At 72.9% G+C, this 15,898-nt stretch carries 14 protein-coding genes; 6 read left to right on the top strand and 8 right to left on the bottom strand.

What is annotated here, in order from left to right:
• Positions 1–172: 172 nt before the first annotated feature.
• The 4 genes from DY240_RS17945 to DY240_RS32930 all read right to left on the bottom strand — a co-directional run bounded on the left by DY240_RS17945 (position 173) and on the right by DY240_RS32930 (position 6,308).
• Positions 173–2,728, bottom strand: coding sequence for an ABC transporter permease (locus DY240_RS17945; protein ID WP_119661213.1), 2,556 nt, complete (start codon positions 2,726–2,728; stop codon positions 173–175).
• Positions 2,725–3,486 (bottom strand): ABC transporter ATP-binding protein, encoded by a 762-nt coding sequence (locus DY240_RS17940; protein WP_233552786.1) that lies wholly within the window; start codon positions 3,484–3,486, stop codon positions 2,725–2,727. Before DY240_RS17940 ends, DY240_RS17945 begins: the two co-directional genes overlap by 4 nt.
• A 165-nt stretch (positions 3,487–3,651) precedes the next feature.
• Positions 3,652–4,332 (bottom strand): response regulator, encoded by a 681-nt coding sequence (locus DY240_RS17935; protein ID WP_119661211.1) that lies wholly within the window; start codon positions 4,330–4,332, stop codon positions 3,652–3,654.
• Entirely contained in the window at positions 4,329–6,308 is a 1,980-nt protein-coding gene (locus DY240_RS32930; protein ID WP_199701694.1) for a sensor histidine kinase, read from the bottom strand. Before DY240_RS32930 ends, DY240_RS17935 begins: the two co-directional genes overlap by 4 nt.
• A gap of 314 nt (positions 6,309–6,622) precedes the next feature.
• Between DY240_RS32930 and DY240_RS33390 the strand changes: the two genes are divergently transcribed.
• Positions 6,623–6,889: an AsnC family protein gene (locus DY240_RS33390; RefSeq protein WP_119661210.1), complete on the top strand. Its 267-nt coding sequence runs from the start codon at positions 6,623–6,625 to the stop codon at positions 6,887–6,889.
• Positions 6,883–7,281, top strand: a complete 399-nt coding sequence (locus DY240_RS34140) for a hypothetical protein (protein WP_407659339.1) — start codon at positions 6,883–6,885, stop codon at positions 7,279–7,281. The genes DY240_RS33390 and DY240_RS34140 overlap by 7 nt, the downstream gene beginning before the upstream one ends.
• Before the next feature lie 208 nt (positions 7,282–7,489).
• Here DY240_RS34140 and DY240_RS17915 read toward each other — a convergent pair whose 3' ends face one another.
• Positions 7,490–8,392, bottom strand: coding sequence for a RecB family exonuclease (locus DY240_RS17915; RefSeq protein WP_119661208.1), 903 nt, complete (start codon positions 8,390–8,392; stop codon positions 7,490–7,492).
• Positions 8,393–8,464: 72 nt separating this feature from the next.
• Here DY240_RS17915 and DY240_RS17910 point away from each other — a divergent pair, with 72 nt between their 5' ends.
• From DY240_RS17910 to DY240_RS17895, 4 genes are all read left to right on the top strand, one after another.
• Positions 8,465–9,574 carry a site-2 protease family protein gene (locus DY240_RS17910; RefSeq protein WP_119661207.1) on the top strand — a complete coding sequence of 370 codons (1,110 nt, stop codon included), beginning with the start codon at positions 8,465–8,467 and terminating at the stop codon, positions 9,572–9,574.
• A gap of 669 nt (positions 9,575–10,243) precedes the next feature.
• Positions 10,244–11,143: a tRNA (adenine-N1)-methyltransferase gene (locus DY240_RS17905; RefSeq protein WP_119661206.1), complete on the top strand. Its 900-nt coding sequence runs from the start codon at positions 10,244–10,246 to the stop codon at positions 11,141–11,143.
• 126 nt (positions 11,144–11,269) lie between these two features.
• On the top strand, positions 11,270–12,955 hold the full coding sequence (gene arc / locus DY240_RS17900; RefSeq protein ID WP_119661205.1) for a proteasome ATPase: 1,686 nt from the start codon (positions 11,270–11,272) through the stop codon (positions 12,953–12,955).
• Between the two features lie 95 nt (positions 12,956–13,050).
• Complete coding sequence (locus tag DY240_RS17895; protein ID WP_119661204.1) at positions 13,051–14,199, top strand: hypothetical protein; 1,149 nt, start codon at positions 13,051–13,053, stop codon at positions 14,197–14,199.
• Here DY240_RS17895 and DY240_RS17890 read toward each other — a convergent pair.
• The 3 genes from DY240_RS17890 to DY240_RS32105 all read right to left on the bottom strand — a co-directional run.
• Positions 14,150–14,656: a hypothetical protein gene (locus DY240_RS17890; protein WP_119661203.1), complete on the bottom strand. Its 507-nt coding sequence runs from the start codon at positions 14,654–14,656 to the stop codon at positions 14,150–14,152. The genes DY240_RS17895 and DY240_RS17890 overlap by 50 nt on opposite strands.
• Positions 14,653–15,360: a hypothetical protein gene (locus DY240_RS32110; protein WP_158602899.1), complete on the bottom strand. Its 708-nt coding sequence runs from the start codon at positions 15,358–15,360 to the stop codon at positions 14,653–14,655. The genes DY240_RS17890 and DY240_RS32110 overlap by 4 nt, the downstream gene beginning before the upstream one ends.
• A partial coding sequence (locus DY240_RS32105; RefSeq protein WP_158602898.1) for a hypothetical protein occupies positions 15,357–15,898 on the bottom strand: 542 nt, incomplete at its 5' end. The genes DY240_RS32105 and DY240_RS32110, both read right to left, overlap by 4 nt.

Here is a 15,898-nt window from a genome sequence, read left to right as displayed (position 1 = left end):
CCGACGCTCACACCGGCACCCCGCCCCGTCGAGCAGCACCCCGGCACACACGATCCTGACAGAGAGATCTTGGAGTTGTTCGGCCATTGCTGGACGAAATGTCCGGTAGATACCCGAACAACTCCAAGATCAACGCGGGCGGTGGCGGGCGTCAGGCCGCGCGGACGCGGGGCTACTCCGTCGTGATGGCGCGCAGGACGTCGAGCTTGGCGGCGCGGCGGGCCGGCCAGACGGCGGCCAGCACGCCGATGATCGCCGCCAGGATCACGAAGACGATCAGCTGCCCGCCGGGGATCGAGAGCACCTCGAGCCCGTCGTCGGCGATGGCGCGCTGCAGCGACACGCCGAACAGCAGGCCGAGCGCCACGCCGAGCACGGCGCCGAGCACGGCGATCGCGATCGACTCAAGCCGGATGGTGCGGCGCAGCTGGCGCCGGCTCATGCCGACCGCCCGCAGCAGCCCGACCTCGCGGGTGCGCTCCATCACCGACAGCGCCAGCGTGTTGACGATGCCCAGGACGGCGATGAGGACGGCCAGGCCGAGCAGCGCGTACACCAGGAACAGCAGCTGGTTCACCTGGTCGCGCGACTGCTGCTTGTACTCCTCCTGGTCCTGGACGGTGACCGTCGGGATGTCGGCGGTGGCCTCGTCCAGGCCGTCGTGGAGCGTGGCGAGGTCGGCGCCGTCGTCGGCGATGACATAGAGCAGCGAGTCCAGCGACGGCACCGCGCCGTCCTCGAGCGTCTGCTGGCTGACGACGACACCGCCGGCCAGCAGCGGCGACTGCGCGTAGATGCCGGCCAGCTCGATCTCCTCGTCCGAGCCGGGCAGCTGCAGCCGGACGGTGTCGCCGACGGACAGGCCTTCGGACTCGGCCTGCTGCTCGCCGATGAGGAACTGGCCGGGCCCGAGTTCGTCGGTGCCGTCGACCATCTCGAGGTCGGCGGCCCGGCCGTACGCGACCGGGTCGAAGGCCTGCAGGAAGGTCTGGTCGCCGTCGACGATGCCGCCGGACATGCGCACCGAGACCACCTCGTCGACGCCGTCGACCTGGCCGACCTGCTGGGCGATGGCGGGGGAGAAGGGCTGCCCGACGGCGTTGGAGATGACGAACTGGGCGCGGACGCCGTCGTCGAGGGCCCTGTCGACGGTGGCGTTGGCCGACGCTCCGACGATCGAGATGGCAGTGACCAGCGCCATGCCGATCATCAGCGCCGACGCCGTCGCCGCCGTGCGGCGCGGGTTGCGCAGCGCGTTCTCGCGGGCCAGCCGGCCGACCGTGCCGAACGCCGACGGATACCAGCCGGCGACGACGCGCAGCACCGGCGTCGCCAGCACCGGCGCCAGCAGCGCCACGCCGATGAACACCGCGAAGATGCCGGCGCCGACCATCAGCGCCGCGTCGTCGACGTCGGCGAACAGGCCGGTCGCCATGGCCGCGGCGCCGAGCAGCGTCAGCGGCGCGCCGACCCAGAGGTGCACCCGGCGCGACGACTCGGTGTTGACGACGTCGTCGCGCATGGCCGCGATCGGCGGGACCTTGGACGCCCGCCGGGCCGGGATGAACGCGGCGACCATCGTCACCACGATGCCGACCACGTACGAGATGACGATGGTGCGCGGCTGCAGCACCAGCCCGCCGGCCAGCTCCAGCCCGAATGCCCCGAACACGGACTTGAGCAGCTGCGCGACGCCCAGGCCCAGCAGCAGGCCCAGCGTCGACCCGACGACGCCGACGACGAACGCCTCGAGCAGCACCGACCGGGTCACCTGCCCCCGCACCGCGCCCAGCGCGCGGTACAGCGCCATCTCCTGCGAGCGCTGCGCCACCAGGATCGAGAACGTGTTGAGGATGAGGAACACGCCCACGAACAGCGCGATGGCGGCGAACACGAGCAGGAACGTGTTGAAGAAACCGAGCCCCTCCTCGATGGCCGACGCGGTCTCCTCGTCGACGTCGGCGCCGGTCAGCGCCTCGAGGCCAGCCGGGAGCACGGCGCCGATCTCGTCGCGGACCTCCTCGGCGCTACTGCCGTCGGCGGCCGTCACCGAGATGCGGTTGTAGGCGTCCTCGCCGTCGAGGAACAGCTCCTGGGCGTAGCCGGTCTCGAACACGGACAGGCTGGCGCCGGCCAGGCTGCCGGACTCGCCGAAGCGGACGACGCCGACCAGCTCGGCGCTGACCCGCGGCTCGTCGCCGGAGCTGACGAACTGGACCTCGTCGCCGATCTCATAGCCGGAGTCCTCGAACGTGCGGTCGTCGAGCGCGACCTCGCCGGGGCCGGCCGGCAACACGCCGTCGACCAGCTCGAGCACCGGGTCGCCCTCGGCGTTGGGGCCGTCGTGCCAGTTGACGGCGATGCCGGGGGCGCCCTGGGTGGTCATGACGTCGCCGTCGGTGTCGAGGACGAAGAAGCTCTGGTTCTCGATCTCGCCGTCGGCCCGCTCGACGCCGGGCAGCTCGGCGACGTCGTCGACCAGCCCGGACGGGATGGTCGTCGTGGTGCCGGTGGCGAACCCGGAGAAGAAGTCCGTCTCGCCCGGCAGGTCGGGCCGGACGACGACGTCGGACGACAGCCCGCCGAAGATGTCGTCGAAGGTGCGGTCGATGGTGTCGGTGAACACGTACGACCCGGCCACGAACGCCACACCCAGCACGATGGCGAACGCGCTCATCGCCAGCCGCAGCTTCCGCGCGGCCAGGCTCTTGAGGGTGGCGCGGATCATGCCTGCTGCCCCACGGTGTCGAAGCCCTTCATGCGCTCGAGCACCTTCTCGGCCGTCGGGTCGCTCATCTCGTCGACGATCTGCCCGTCGGCGAGGAACAGCACGCGGTCGGAGTAGGCGGCGGCACCGGGGTCGTGCGTCACCATGACGATGGTCTGCTCGAACTCGCGGACCGAGCGACGCAGGAACGACAGCACCTCGGTACCGGACCGGGAGTCGAGGTTGCCGGTGGGCTCGTCGGCGAAGATGATCTCAGGCTTGCTGACGAGCGCCCGGGCGCACGCGACCCGCTGCTGCTGCCCGCCGGAGAGCTGATTCGGCTTGTGCCCGAGCCGGTCGCCCAGGCCGACGGTCGCGATGACGTTGTCGAACCAGTCCTTGTCGACGTCGCGGCCGGCGATGTCCAGCGGCAGCGTGATGTTCTCGCGCGCCGTCAGCGTCGGGACCAGGTTGAACGCCTGGAAGATGAAGCCGATCTTGTCGCGGCGAAGCCGGGTGAGCTCCTTGTCGTTCAGCCCGCTCAGCTCGGTGTCGCCGATGTACACCTGCCCGGACGTCGACGAGTCCAGCGCGGCCATGCAGTGCATGAGCGTGGACTTGCCCGACCCGGACGGGCCCATGATCGCGGTGAACCGGCCGGCGGCGAACTCCACCGTCACGCCGCCGAGCGCCACCACTCGTGTGTCGTCCTTGCCATAGATCTTCGTCAGGTCAACGGCGCGGGCCGCCGTGCGCGGCGAACTGGGTTCCGTCGTCACCGGTGCGCTCCTCGTCAGCTGGTTCGTCGATCGTGTTCCACGCTAGGGCGCGGCGCGGCCGGGATGATCGGCGAACCGCACGGTCTGCGGGCTCCACCGTGAGGAGTAGGACGCGCTCCGGCGCCGTCCTGCGGGCGTACGACCCGGCTGACCGTGGCGAGGCCGTTACAGCGCGCCGGGCTGGACCAGGCCGCTCTCGTAGGCGTAGACGGCGGCCTGGACGCGGTCGCGCAGCCCCAGCTTCGTCAGGACGTTGCCGACGTGCGTCTTCACCGTCGTCTCGGAGACGACCAGCTCGGCGGCGATCTCTGCGTTGGAGTAGCCGCGCGCCACCAGCGTCAGCACCTCGCGCTCGCGGTCGGTGAGGTGCTGCAGGGTGGCCGGCGTCGGCGAGTCGGTGGCGGGGAAGCGGCTGGCGAACATGTCCAGCAGCCGGCGGGTGATGCTCGGCGCCACGACGGCGTCGCCGCGCGACACCGTCCGGATGGCCGTCACGAGGTCCTCGGCCGGCACGTCCTTGAGCAGGAACCCGCTGGCACCGGCCCGCAGCGCCTCGACCACGTACTCGTCGAGGTCGAACGTCGTGAGGACGAGCACGCGCGGCGCGGTCTCGCGGGCCGCACCGGTGATCTGCCGGGTCGCCTGCACGCCGTCGACCCGCGGCATCCGGATGTCCATCAGCACGACGTCGGGCTGCAACGCCCGGGCGTCGGCCACCGCCTGCTCGCCGTCGCCGGACTCGCCGACCACCGCGATGTCGGACTCGGCCTCGAGGATCATGCGGAAACCGGTGCGCAGCAGCGGCTGGTCGTCCACCAGCAGCACCCGGATGGGCTGGGCCGTCATCGTGACATCGCTCCGTTGTCGCCGTCGTAAGGGATCTTCGCCCGCACCTCGTAGCCGCCGCCGCGGCGCGGTCCGGCCGCGAGGGTTCCACCATAGAGGGCGACCCGCTCGCGCATGCCGAGCAGCCCGTGGCCGGTCCGGCGGCCCTCCAGCGCCGCGGCGACGCCGTGGCCGTCGTCCCTGACCTCGACGTGCACCTCCGACGGCAGGTAGCGGACGTGCACGGTGGCCGTCGACGGGCCGGCGTGCTTGATGGTGTTCGTCAGCGCCTCCTGGATGACCCGGAACGCCGCGAGGTCGACGCCGACGGGGACGGCGCCCGGCTCGCCGTCGACCGTCACGTCCACCGGCAGGCCGGCGTCGCGCATCTGCTCGGCCAGCTGGGCGAGGTCGCCCAGACCCGGCTGCGGCGCCAGCGTGGCCGGCTGCGCGCCGCGGTCGTCGCCGTCAGGCGCACGCAGGACCCCGACGACCCGGCGCATCTCCGCCAGCGCGGACCGGCCGATCTCCTCGATCGCCTCCAGAGCGTCGGCCGTGCGCTCGACGTCGCGGTGCAGCGCGCGGCGCGCACCGGCCGCCTGCACCGTCATGACCGACACATGGTGCGCGACGACGTCGTGCAGCTCGCGGGCGATGCGCGAGCGCTCCTCGGCGATGGCGGCCCGCACCTCGACGTCGTTGGCCCGCTCGAGCCGGCGCGCGCGGTCCTCGAGCTCGGCCGTGTAGAGCCGACGGCTGCGCACCGCCCGCCCGATGCCCCACGCACCGAGGATGAGCAGGCCGCTGATGACGACGTTCGCCGGGACGTCCATCGCCTGCTCGGGGTGACGGTCGGCGCTGACCGCCGCGTAGGCGCTGGACGTCGCGATGTGCGCGGCCGTGACCAGCAGCGACGACGTCAGCCCGGCGTAGTTGGCCGCGCTGTAGACGGCGATCAGCAGCACCGCGGCGGCCGTCGGCATGGCGTAGTCGACGCCGACGAACGCCAGCATCCCGGCGGCCGTGCCGAGCCCGACCGCGACGGGATAGCGCCGCCGGACGATCAACGGCAGCGTGATGGCCAGCACCAGCACGACGCCGAACGCGTCTGGGTCGGCGTACTCGAAGCCGCTGGGATCGGTGTAGACGAACAGCGCGACGACGCCCGTCACCGCCAGGACGAGGGTCACCGACGCGTCCAGCAGCCACGGCTCGATGCGTGGGAAGAGCTTGGCGCGCGCCGTCGTCACACGATCAACGGTAGGGCGCCGCACACCGCCCGCGGCTCGTCCTCGACGGCGAGCTGCGGTCTCCACCGGCAGGAGGATCCCCGCCCGGACGGCGCCGTCAGGTCGCGGCGGGCGGGACCAGGCCGAGCAGCGCGGGTCGCGGTCGCCGGTGGCCAGGTAGACCGCCGGATACTCGCCTGCGCTCACCAGGTGGTACGGCGACAGCGCGGCGTGGGTGCGCTGCCCGAGGGCGACGACGACGCCGTCGCCCTCGGGCAGCAGCTCCCGCCAGCAGGCCGGGTCGCCGGGATCGGCGGCGTCGAAGCGGATCGCGACGACCCGGCCACGCGGCGCGCCGACGTCGGTCCAGGCCAGGTACTCGTCGCCGATCGGGTAGCCGGCGATCAGCGGCTGATCGACGCCCGCGACGCCGGTGAGGAACGGCCGCCAGGTGCCGTCCGGGTCGGCGAGATCCCGGACCGCCACCGGGAGCGGCGTGGGCAGCCCGTGCGCCGCCACGAGCCACCGGCTGTCGCCGGCCTGGACCAGCGTGTAGTCCTGCGATCCGGCCGGCAGCGGGATCCGCTCCGCCCGCTCGGTGCGGGTGCGCAGGTCGTAGCGGAAGACCGCCTGCTCGAACCGGTCGACCGGGCCGGTCAGGCCGAGGTCGTGGAACCTGGACGAGTCCGGCAGCCAGCCGACGCCGCCCAGCAGGGCGTCGAACAGCAGCCGGTCCGGGCCGTGGCCGAGCGGGTCCGTGCTCGCCACCACGAGGGTGCCCCGGTCGCCGGGCTCCGCGCGGAACCAGTGGCCGGCGGCGTGGATCGGGAGCGTCGGCGGCGGCCCCGCCTCCAGCCGTCCCAGCAGTCCCGTCAGCGTGCCGAGGTGCGGCCAGGCGCCGACGGAGGCGTCGGTCTCGGCGGCCCGCTCGCGCTGCCACGCGAGCGCGTCGGGGCCGTCGGACTCCAGTCAGCGGTAGGGGTCGGCGGTCGCGGTCGTCACGCGGGCGATCTTCGGCGCTGGGCCGAGCTCGGCGCCCGTGGTGCAGGATCTGACCGGTATCGCGGGAATCGGAGACGGACATGGACGCACTCGACGAGGCGGACCTCGCGCTGCGGCACGCGGTGCAGCTGGCGCCGCGGGCGCCGTGGCAGCGGATCGGCCTCGTCCTCGGCGTCGACCCGGTGACGGCGGCGCGGCGGTGGGCCCGGCTCTCGGAGTCCGGCGCCGCCTGGTTCGCGCTGCACCCGGCGCTCGACGGCCTGACGTTCGCGTTCGTCGAGGTCGGCTGCGCGGCGAGCGCCTGGCCGAGGCGACGGCCGTCCTGGCGCACGACCCGCGGGTGGTGACGCTCGAGCACGTCACCGGCGACCGCGACCTGCTGCTCACCATCCTCGTGCCGGACCTCGCCGACCTCGCCGAGTTCCTGCTGACGGGGCTGCCGTCGGTGCCCGGGTCCGGACGGTCCGGACGGTCCGGACGACGGTGGGGATCCGCTCGTTCCTCGAGGGCAGCCGGTGGCGGCTGCGGGCGCGGCGAACCTGCTGCTGGGTGTGTGGCTGCGCTCGCTCGCCGACCTCCAGCGGCTGGAGGCGGCCTTCACCCGCCGGGTGCCGGAGCTGCGCGTGCTCGACCGGTCGATCGGGCTGCGGACGGTCAAGCGGATGGGCCGGCTGCTGGACGCCGCCGGCCGGGCGGTGGGCCACTGCCGGTCGGTCCCTGGGCCACCCCGGGAACCTGAACCTCCCCGCCGACCGCTGTTGATCATGGAGGAATCGGGGTTCCCGCCGAGCCGGAACGCCGATTCCTCCATGATCGACGTGGCGGCATGTGCCCGTTCGGTGAGCCCCGGCGTCGGACAGGGGCCCCGCGGCGGGCAGCAGCCGCTCGCCTTGCCGGGCCGCTCACCACGCGACCGCTCCCCGCAACCCCTGCGCGGCCGTCGTGCGTCAGGCGTCGACGGGGGAGGTGCGGGGCGAGGGCGCCTCGTCGTCGTCCGCGGTGTCGACCCGCTCCGGGAGCGGGGGCGGCGTGCCGCCGTAGGCGGGGCAGAAAGCCTGGTGCGAGCACCAGTCGCACAGGCGGCTGGGGTTGGCCCGCCAGTCGCCGGTCTCGGTGGCCCGCTCGATGGCCGCCCAGAGCGCGGCCAGCTTGCGCTCCGTGGCCCGCAGGTCGGCCTCGTCGGGCTCGTAGCGCAGCAGCTCGCCGCTGCCGAGGTAGATGAGCTGCAGCAGCCGCGGCACCCGGCCGTGCAGCCGCCACAGCACCAGGGCGTAGAACCGCATCTGGAACATCGCCCGCTGCTCGAACCCCGCGCGCGGCGCCTTGCCGGTCTTGTAGTCGACGACGCGCAGGTCGCCCGTCGCTTCCGCGCGGTCGAGGCGGTCGACGTAGCCGCGCAGGCGCAGCCCGGAGTCGAGCGTCGTCTCGACGTACAGCTCGCGCTCGGCCGGCTCGAGGCGGTTCGGGTCCTCGAGCGCGAAGTACCGCTCGACGAGTTCCTCGGCGCTGGCCAGCCAGCCCGCCAGCGCCGAGCCGTCCTCGTCGTCGGCGAACAGCTCGGCCACCGCCGGCTCGGCCGCGAGCAGTTCGTCCCATGCCGGCCGGACCATGCCGGTGGCGCGGCCGGGCGTCCGCTCGCCGGGCGGAAGGTCGTACAACCGCTCCAGGACGCTGTGCACGACCGTGCCGCGGGTGGCCTCGGAGCTGGGCGGCTCGGGCAGCCGGTCGATGGTGCGGAAGCGGTAGAGCAGCGGGCAGGTCATGAAGTCGGCGGCGCGCGACGGCGACAGGCTCGGCACGCGCTCGGCCCCGGGGTCGTCCCCGAGGGCGGTGCGCGTCCGGATCGTCATGTTCGTGACTCTAGATCACGCCACCGACAGAGCCGCGCCGCACACGCCGCCCCGGCCACGTAGCCTTGGATAATGGCAACAGGTCGTGGGCGGCAGCTGAGTCTCGGGCGCATCGCGGGCATCCCCGTGTACGTCAGCCCCACCTGGTTCCTGGTGGCCGCGATCATCACCTACGGCGGGCGCGACTTCGTGCTCAGCTACCTTCCCGAGGTCAGCGACGGCGGCGCCTACCTGGTCGCGTTCCTGTTCGCGGTGCTGCTGTACCTGTCGGTGTTCGTGCACGAGCTCGGCCACGCGCTGACGGCGCTCCGGCTCGGGCTGCCGGTGCGCGGCATCACGCTGCACTTCCTCGGGGGCTACACCGAGATCGAGCGCGACGCGCCGACGCCGGGCCGCGACCTCGTGGTGTCGGCGGCCGGGCCGCTGCTGTCGCTGGCGCTCGGCGGGCTCGGCCTGCTGGTGAGCACGGCCATCGACGGCCGCGTGCTGGCGTTCCTGGTGTGGGAACTGGCCGTCGCCAACCTCATCGTCGGCGTCTTCAACGTCCTGCCCGGCCTGCCCCTCGACGGCGGCCACATGCTGCGCGCCGCCGTCTGGCGGGTCAGCGGCGACGAGCACCGCGGCACGGTCGTCGCCGCCCGGTCCGGTCAGGTGCTGGCGGGCCTCGTGCTGCTGCTCCCGTTCGTGTTCAACGGCGGCCGGCCGAGTCTGTTCACCATCATCTGGGCGGGACTGGTCGCGGCGCTGCTGTGGAGCGGCGCCACCCAAGCGCTCGCCGTCGGCCGCATGCGGGCCCGGCTGCCGAGGCTGGACACCCGGACGCTGGCCCGGCGGGCCGCGCCCGTCGCGCCCGACCTGCCGGTCTCCGAGGCGCTGCGCCAGGCGCGCGAGGCCAACGTCACGTCGCTGGTCATCGTCGACAGCGCCGGCCGGCCCACCGGCCTCGTCAACGAGGCCGCGGTGGCCGCCATCCCGGAGCAGCGCCGGCCATGGGTGACCATCGGCCAGTCGTCGCGGCAGCTGCAGCACGGCATGATCCTGCCGCTCGACGTCCGCGGCGACGACCTCCTCAAGGCGATGCGCGAGACGCCGGCCACGGAGTACCTGGTGGTCGATGCCGAGGGCCGCGTCTACGGCGTCCTGGTGACGTCCGACGTCGACCACGCGCTCGCCGCTCGGTGACAGGTGCGTCGAGTTCGCCGTCCCCCTGCTGCCCATTCTCTTGGCCGCGCAACCGCGCCTCAAGTCCGCGCGCGTGGTGGTGNAACCGCGCCTCAAGTCCGCGCGCGTGGTGGTGGGGCTTCGCTGTGGTCGGGGCGCTTGGACTTGACCCGCGGTTGCGCGGCCAAGAACGGGCAGCTATCAGGGGGACGGGGGCAGAGCGGGCACGCCTCACGCTTGGCGTGCCCGTTTCGCCCTGCTTTGTCGGGCCGTGGACGGCGATGATCATCCAGGATCGTCTACATCACGAGGATTACGCGAGCTTCACCATGGCTGTAGGGGTGTTGACGCTGGGGTAATCCTCGTGATGGCCCGCGAATCGCGGCGAAATCTCGCCAGGTGGACGCTCGACGACACCAAACTCACACCGAAACGGGCCAAACGCCCTGGCGCCGTCGCCACATTGCCCCCGTCCCCCTGATAGTTGCGCGTTCTTCGGCCGGGTGCGCGCGGGTCAAGCGGTCATCGCCGTGCGAAGCGCCATCAGTCCGCTTGAGGCGCGCGTGCCCGGCCAAGACAATCGGGCAGCAGGGGGACGGGCCCACGTCACGACCCGGCCCACGCGGAGGGCAAGCGCCCCCGCCCGATCCACGCGACCGCCTGTCGGTCCCGGCGGATAGCCTCACCGCTATGTCCGCGACCGAATCGTCTCGCCGCACCGGGCCCTTCCGGGTCGGCGACCAAGTGCAGCTCACCGATCCCAAGGGACGCCACCACACCATCACTCTCGAGGACGGCAAGGAGTTCCACACCCACAAGGGATCGTTCAAGCACGACCGGCTGATCGGGCAGCCCGAGGGCTCGGTCGTCGTCTCGACCGGTGGGACGGCGTATCTCGCCCTGCGGCCGCTGTTGTCGGACTATGTGCTGTCCATGCCGCGCGGCGCGGCGGTCGTCTACCCCAAGGACGCGGGCCAGATCGTCGCCATGGCCGACGTGTTCCCGGGGGCCCGCGTGGTCGAGGCGGGGGTGGGATCCGGGGCGTTGACGATGTCGCTGCTGCGGGCGGTCGGCGAGCACGGCATGGTGCACTCCTACGAGCGGCGGGCCGACTTCGCGAAGATCGCCGGCGAGAACATCGAGCGGTTCTTCGGCGGCCCGCACCCGGCCTGGAGGCTCACCGTCGGCGACCTCGTCACCGAGCTGGACGACGCCGACGTCGACCGCGTCGTGCTCGACATGCTGGCGCCGTGGGAGTGCGTCGACGCCGCCGCGAACGTGCTGGTCCCGGGCGGGGTGCTGTGCTGCTACGTCGCCACGACGACGCAGCTGTCGCGGACGGTCGAGACCATCCGCGAGAGCAACCGGTTCACCGAGCCGGTGTCGTGGGAGTCCATGGTGCGCACCTGGCACGTCGAGGGCCTGGCGGTACGGCCCGACCACCGCATGATCGGCCACACCGGCTTCCTGGTGACGGCCCGCCGCATGGCGCCGGGCGTCACTCCGCCGGCCCGACGCCGGCGGCCCGCGCCGGGCAACGAGGCGGCCGCCGACGCCGGAACCGGCGCGTCGGCGAACGAGTTGGGGTAAGGAGGGACTCCACGTCCGACGGGACCGAAAGTCAACATCTGGTCACTAGCTGATCTCCTGCGTGGCGTTCGGGCTCGGCGACTGTAAGGTCTGGCTATAGACGACCCCCTTCCGAGGAGGTGCGAGATGGCGTCGTACGACGATGGCTTCGATCATGGCCGTCGCGGGTCCGGGCGCGAGCCGTCCGACATGGCCGGCGAGGTGGCCTTCCTCGAGGCGCGACTGGCGTCCGTGAATGCCCAGAACGAGCGGCTGGCGGCCACGCTCCGCGAGGCCCGCGACCAGATCGTGGCACTCAAGGAGGAGATCGACCGGCTGGCGCAGCCGCCGTCCGGTTTCGGCACGTTCCTGTCCAAGTACGACGACGGCACGGTCGACGTGTTCACCGGCGGCCGGAAGCTGCGGGTGGCGGTCAGCCCCGACGTCGAGCTCGACGAGCTCCGGCCCGGCCAGGAGGTCATGCTCAACGAGGCGCTCAACGTCGTCCGTGCCCTCGAGTACGAGCGGGTCGGCGAGGTCGTCATGCTCAAGGAGCTGCTGGCCGATGGCGAGCGCGCCCTGGTCATCGGGCACACCGATGAGGAGCGTGTCGTGCGCATCGCCTCGCCGCTGCAGGACTCCGGCCTGCGGGTCGGCGACTCCCTGCTGCTCGAGCCGCGCGCCGGGTTCGTGTACGAGCGCATCCCGAAGTCCGAGGTCGAAGAGCTCATCCTCGAAGAGGTCCCCGACATCGACTACTCCGACATCGGCGGCCTGTCCCGGCAGATCGACCAGATCCGCGACGCCGTCGAGCTGCCGTTCCTGCACGCTGAGCTGTTCCGCGAGCACGAGCTGCGCCCGCCGAAGGGCGTGCTGCTGTACGGCCCGCCCGGGTGCGGCAAGACGCTCATCGCCAAGGCGGTCGCGAACTCGCTGGCCAAGCAGATCGCGAAGCTCAAGGGGATGTCCGAGCACAAGTCGTACTTCCTCAACATCAAGGGCCCTGAGCTGCTGAACAAGTACGTCGGCGAGACCGAGCGGCACATCCGGCTGGTCTTCCAGCGGGCCCGCGAGAAGGCGAGCGAGGGCACGCCGGTCATCGTGTTCTTCGACGAGATGGACTCCCTGTTCCGCACCCGCGGCTCGGGCGTCTCCTCCGACGTCGAGAACACCATCGTCCCGCAGCTGCTGAGCGAGATCGACGGTGTCGAGAGCCTCGAGAACGTCATCGTCATCGGCGCCTCGAACCGCGAGGACATGATCGACCCCGCCATCCTGCGGCCGGGCCGGCTGGACGTGAAGATCAAGATCGAGCGGCCCGACGCCGAGGCGGCCCGCGACATCTTCAGCAAGTACCTCACGCCGACCCTGCCGCTGCACCCCGACGACCTCGCCGAGCACGGCGGCGACGCCGCGGCCACGACGGCGGCGATGATCCAGCGGTCGGTCGAGAAGATGTACTCCGAGACCGAGGAGAACCGCTTCCTCGAGGTCACCTACGCCAACGGCGACAAGGAAGTCCTGTACTTCCGCGACTTCAACTCCGGCGCGATGATCCAGAACATCGTCGACCGCGCGAAGAAGATGGCGATCAAGGACCTCCTCGACACCGGCGCGAAGGGCCTGCGGGTACAGCACCTGCTGACCGCCTGCTTCGACGAGTTCAAGGAGAACGAGGACCTCCCGAACACGACGAACCCCGACGACTGGGCCCGCATCTCCGGCAAGAAGGGCGAGCGCATCGTCTACATCCGCACGCTCATCTCGGGCAAGCAGGGCACCGAGGCCGGCCGCTCCATCGACACCGTGGCCAACACCGGCCAGTACCTCTGAGCACGCCGTCCGGCGGAGGCGCCGTCCTGCTCGACGCGGGGCGGCGCCTCCGCCGTTCCTGGCCGGCGCTGGTCGCACTGGCGGCGGCCGGGCTGGTGGCCCGCGAGTACACGCTGGACGCCGCCGTCTGGGCCAGCCGGCACGCGGCCGTGTTCGGGCTGTTGGTGCTGGCGCTGGTCCCGCTCGGCTCCATGCTGGTCACGGTCGCGATGCTGCTGGTCATGCGGCCGTCGACGGTGGCGGCCGGTCGGCGGGTGCGTACGGTGTTCGCGGTTCTGGGCAGCCTCATCGTCCCGTTCCTCGTCGTCTACGAGCACTACGGCACGTTCGCCGAGGACCAGCGGGAGTACTACAACCAGACGGCCCACGACGCCGCGGAGCTGGCCGCCGTCACGGGCGAGGTCAGCGACCGCATCCCGGCCGGCGCGTCGGCGGCAGTGCTGGGGACGGCGCTCGGCGCGCTGGCGCTGCGGTCGCTGGCCGGGCGGCTGTCGCGGGGACGGCCGCAGACGTCCGGGCGGCGCACGGCGCTGCAGGTGCTGGCCGGCTACTGCGACGTCGTCTGGATCGTGCTCGGCGTCTTCGTCATCTCGCTGGCGACCCGCGAGGGCCGGGAGTGGTGGTCGGGGCGCGTCATCGCGGACCGGTTCGGAAGCTGGTGGACCGAGCTGACGGAGCGCCTCCAGTGGCTCGACGTGCTCGCCGCCGGCCTGACCCCGACGACGGACCTGCTGGTGGCGGGGGTGTTCACCGGCCTGGTGGTGCCCATCTCGTGGCTGGCGTTCGGGACCATCGTGTACGGCACGCAGCCGGCCGAAGCGGTGGCGCCGGCGGGTGGACGGATCACGGCGCGGCTGAGCGCCCGCGTCGGCGAGCAGAACGTCGCCCGGGCCTGGCGCCTCGGCCTGGACAGCGAGCGCCGGTTCGGGCCGCTGGCGGCCGGGCTGGCGATGATCTGGCGGTCCGGGTGGGCGTCGGCGCTGCTGTTCTGCGTCGCCTATGTCGCGGTCGGCCTGACCGGCCACCTCGTCTGGGGCATCGCCCGGCTGGTCGTGGGGCCGGCGCCGGTGGCCGACTGGATGGCGCTGGCCGGCCCCCTCGAGACAGTGTCGACGATCCTCGTGCAGGTGCTGTCGGCGGCGCTGCTGGCGGCCGCCGCCGACGCGCTGGTCGGCCGGCTGCCTGCCACCGCCGTCACGGCACCGGAAGCGTCCAGTACTCCGGCAGCAGTTCCAGTGCACTGACCCGCACGACGTCCGGCTCGGCGTCGTCCGGCAGCAGGAAGTACACGACGCCGCCGGCGTCGGGCCCGCCGCAGTACACGCCGATCGACTCGTCGTCGTACGACGGCAGGTAGCGCGACCCGGCCGCGTACCGGTTCCCGTCGCCGTCCTGCAGCTGAGCCGTGCAGTTCAGCGACTCGTCCCCGCCGCCGTCGGAGGCCAGCTCCGCACGCCAGACGGTGTAGCCGTCGGGCGGCGGCTCGGCGGGCACGTCGCCGGCGTGGCCGAAGTCGGCCAGCCGCAGCGACACCCCGCCCACGACCGCCCGGCCGTCGCCGCCGGCCGTGACGGCGACGTGCTCGCCCCGCGGCCACCACACGTCGCGGGCTGCCTCCGACGCGGGCCACGCCAGCCCGGCCAGCGCCACCACCATGACCGGCAGCGCGACGCGGTTGCGCCGCCACCACGCCCGGCTCATCCGAGCTTCTCCGCAACACTGGACTGCCGGGGCAGGCAGACGGCGTCCAGACCTGCCGATGCGCACGCGGCGCGGATCGACCGCTCGCGGGGACCTCCGCCCCCCGGTCGCGCGTCGATGTCTGCCTGCCCCTCCGCGAGCTCGCGCGGGCGCGGCGTCAGGGGCTCGCCGCCGGCCTCGTCCACCCGCAGCGCCACCTCGGCCTCGGCCCGCGGAACCGTACGGCCGGGCGCGTCGGGGCTGATCACCAGCGTGAGCCGGCCCAGCGCGTCGGACGGTACCTCGAAGACGACCTCGCCGCGCTCGGGGACCCGCGGGTCGAACGGGGTGCCGATCATCGGGTTGGTGGCCCGGTTGGACGAGGCGTACTCGCGGCCGCGCCGGTCGCGCAGCGCCATGCCGGCGATGACCGCCGGCTCGTCCAGCGCCGACGCCGTGACGTCGACGGCGATCCAGATGCCCTCGCTGTCCTTCTCGTCCAGCCCGTCGGCGAGCACCGTCGCGGCCCGGGCGCCGTGCACCGTCACCCGGACCGGTTCGACGACGACCGGCTCGCCGGCCGCCGCCGCGTCGACGAACGGCCCGGTCCGCGGCCACCACGTGTCGGCCCGGGCGCCGACGGCACCGGCCGCGACGACGACGGCGATCATGGCCGCCAGGGCGGCCGGCGACGGCCGCCGGGCTCGCCGATGCCGCGCCGTCACAGGTCCTCCTCGACGAGCGCGTCGCCCGCGGCGTCGTCGCGGGGGAGCGTGGTGTGCGCCGCCACACCGTCGGCCCGCCACACCCGCCCCGCGTCGATGGTGCTGTCCGACAGGCGCGAGCGCAGGTACGACACCTCCAGGTCGTCGCCCGGGTCGGGAACGTCGCCGACCGGCCAGAGCAGCGCGACCCGGGCCGGGAGGCCGGGCTGCAGCCCCGGCGCGAGGGTCGCGTCGGCGAGCAGCAGGACGCGGTCCGGCTCGCCGTCCACCTCCAGCTCCGGCGGGAGCCCCAGCGAGCGCTGCGGGAAGGTGATGGTGGCGTCGGTGAGGGCGGTGACCTCGGCCTCGACGACCAGCCAGGCGGCCGCGCCGGCGTACTCCAGGCCGTTGGTCGCGATGTCGTCGCGGATCGTCCAGCCCTGCGCCGCCAGCCGCACCGGCCCGATGTCGACGGCGTCGCCCGCCGTAACGCGCTGCGGAGCCGGCGCCGCCGCCGTCCGGAACCCACCGGTCAGGGCCGTGACCAGCACGGCGGCTG

Source organism: Jiangella rhizosphaerae (assembly GCF_003579925.1).
Taxonomy (GTDB): domain Bacteria; phylum Actinomycetota; class Actinomycetes; order Jiangellales; family Jiangellaceae; genus Jiangella; species Jiangella rhizosphaerae.
The sequence above is the reverse complement of the archived record's forward strand: the minus strand, read 5'-3'. Positions and strand labels throughout refer to the sequence as shown.

Excerpts from the sequence above, each read along its gene's own strand:
- DY240_RS17890 (WP_119661203.1), bottom strand. The coding sequence starts at position 14,656 with ATGAGCCGGGCGTGGTGGCGGCGCAACCGCGTCGCGCTGCCGGTCATG.
- DY240_RS17905 (WP_119661206.1), top strand. The coding sequence starts at position 10,244 with ATGTCCGCGACCGAATCGTCTCGCCGCACCGGGCCCTTCCGGGTCGGC.
- arc (WP_119661205.1), top strand. The coding sequence starts at position 11,270 with ATGGCGTCGTACGACGATGGCTTCGATCATGGCCGTCGCGGGTCCGGG.
- DY240_RS33390 (WP_119661210.1), top strand. The coding sequence starts at position 6,623 with ATGGACGCACTCGACGAGGCGGACCTCGCGCTGCGGCACGCGGTGCAG.
- DY240_RS17935 (WP_119661211.1), bottom strand. The coding sequence starts at position 4,332 with ATGACGGCCCAGCCCATCCGGGTGCTGCTGGTGGACGACCAGCCGCTG.
- DY240_RS17915 (WP_119661208.1), bottom strand. The coding sequence starts at position 8,392 with ATGACGATCCGGACGCGCACCGCCCTCGGGGACGACCCCGGGGCCGAG.
- DY240_RS17945 (WP_119661213.1), bottom strand. The coding sequence starts at position 2,728 with ATGATCCGCGCCACCCTCAAGAGCCTGGCCGCGCGGAAGCTGCGGCTG.
- DY240_RS17910 (WP_119661207.1), top strand. The coding sequence starts at position 8,465 with ATGGCAACAGGTCGTGGGCGGCAGCTGAGTCTCGGGCGCATCGCGGGC.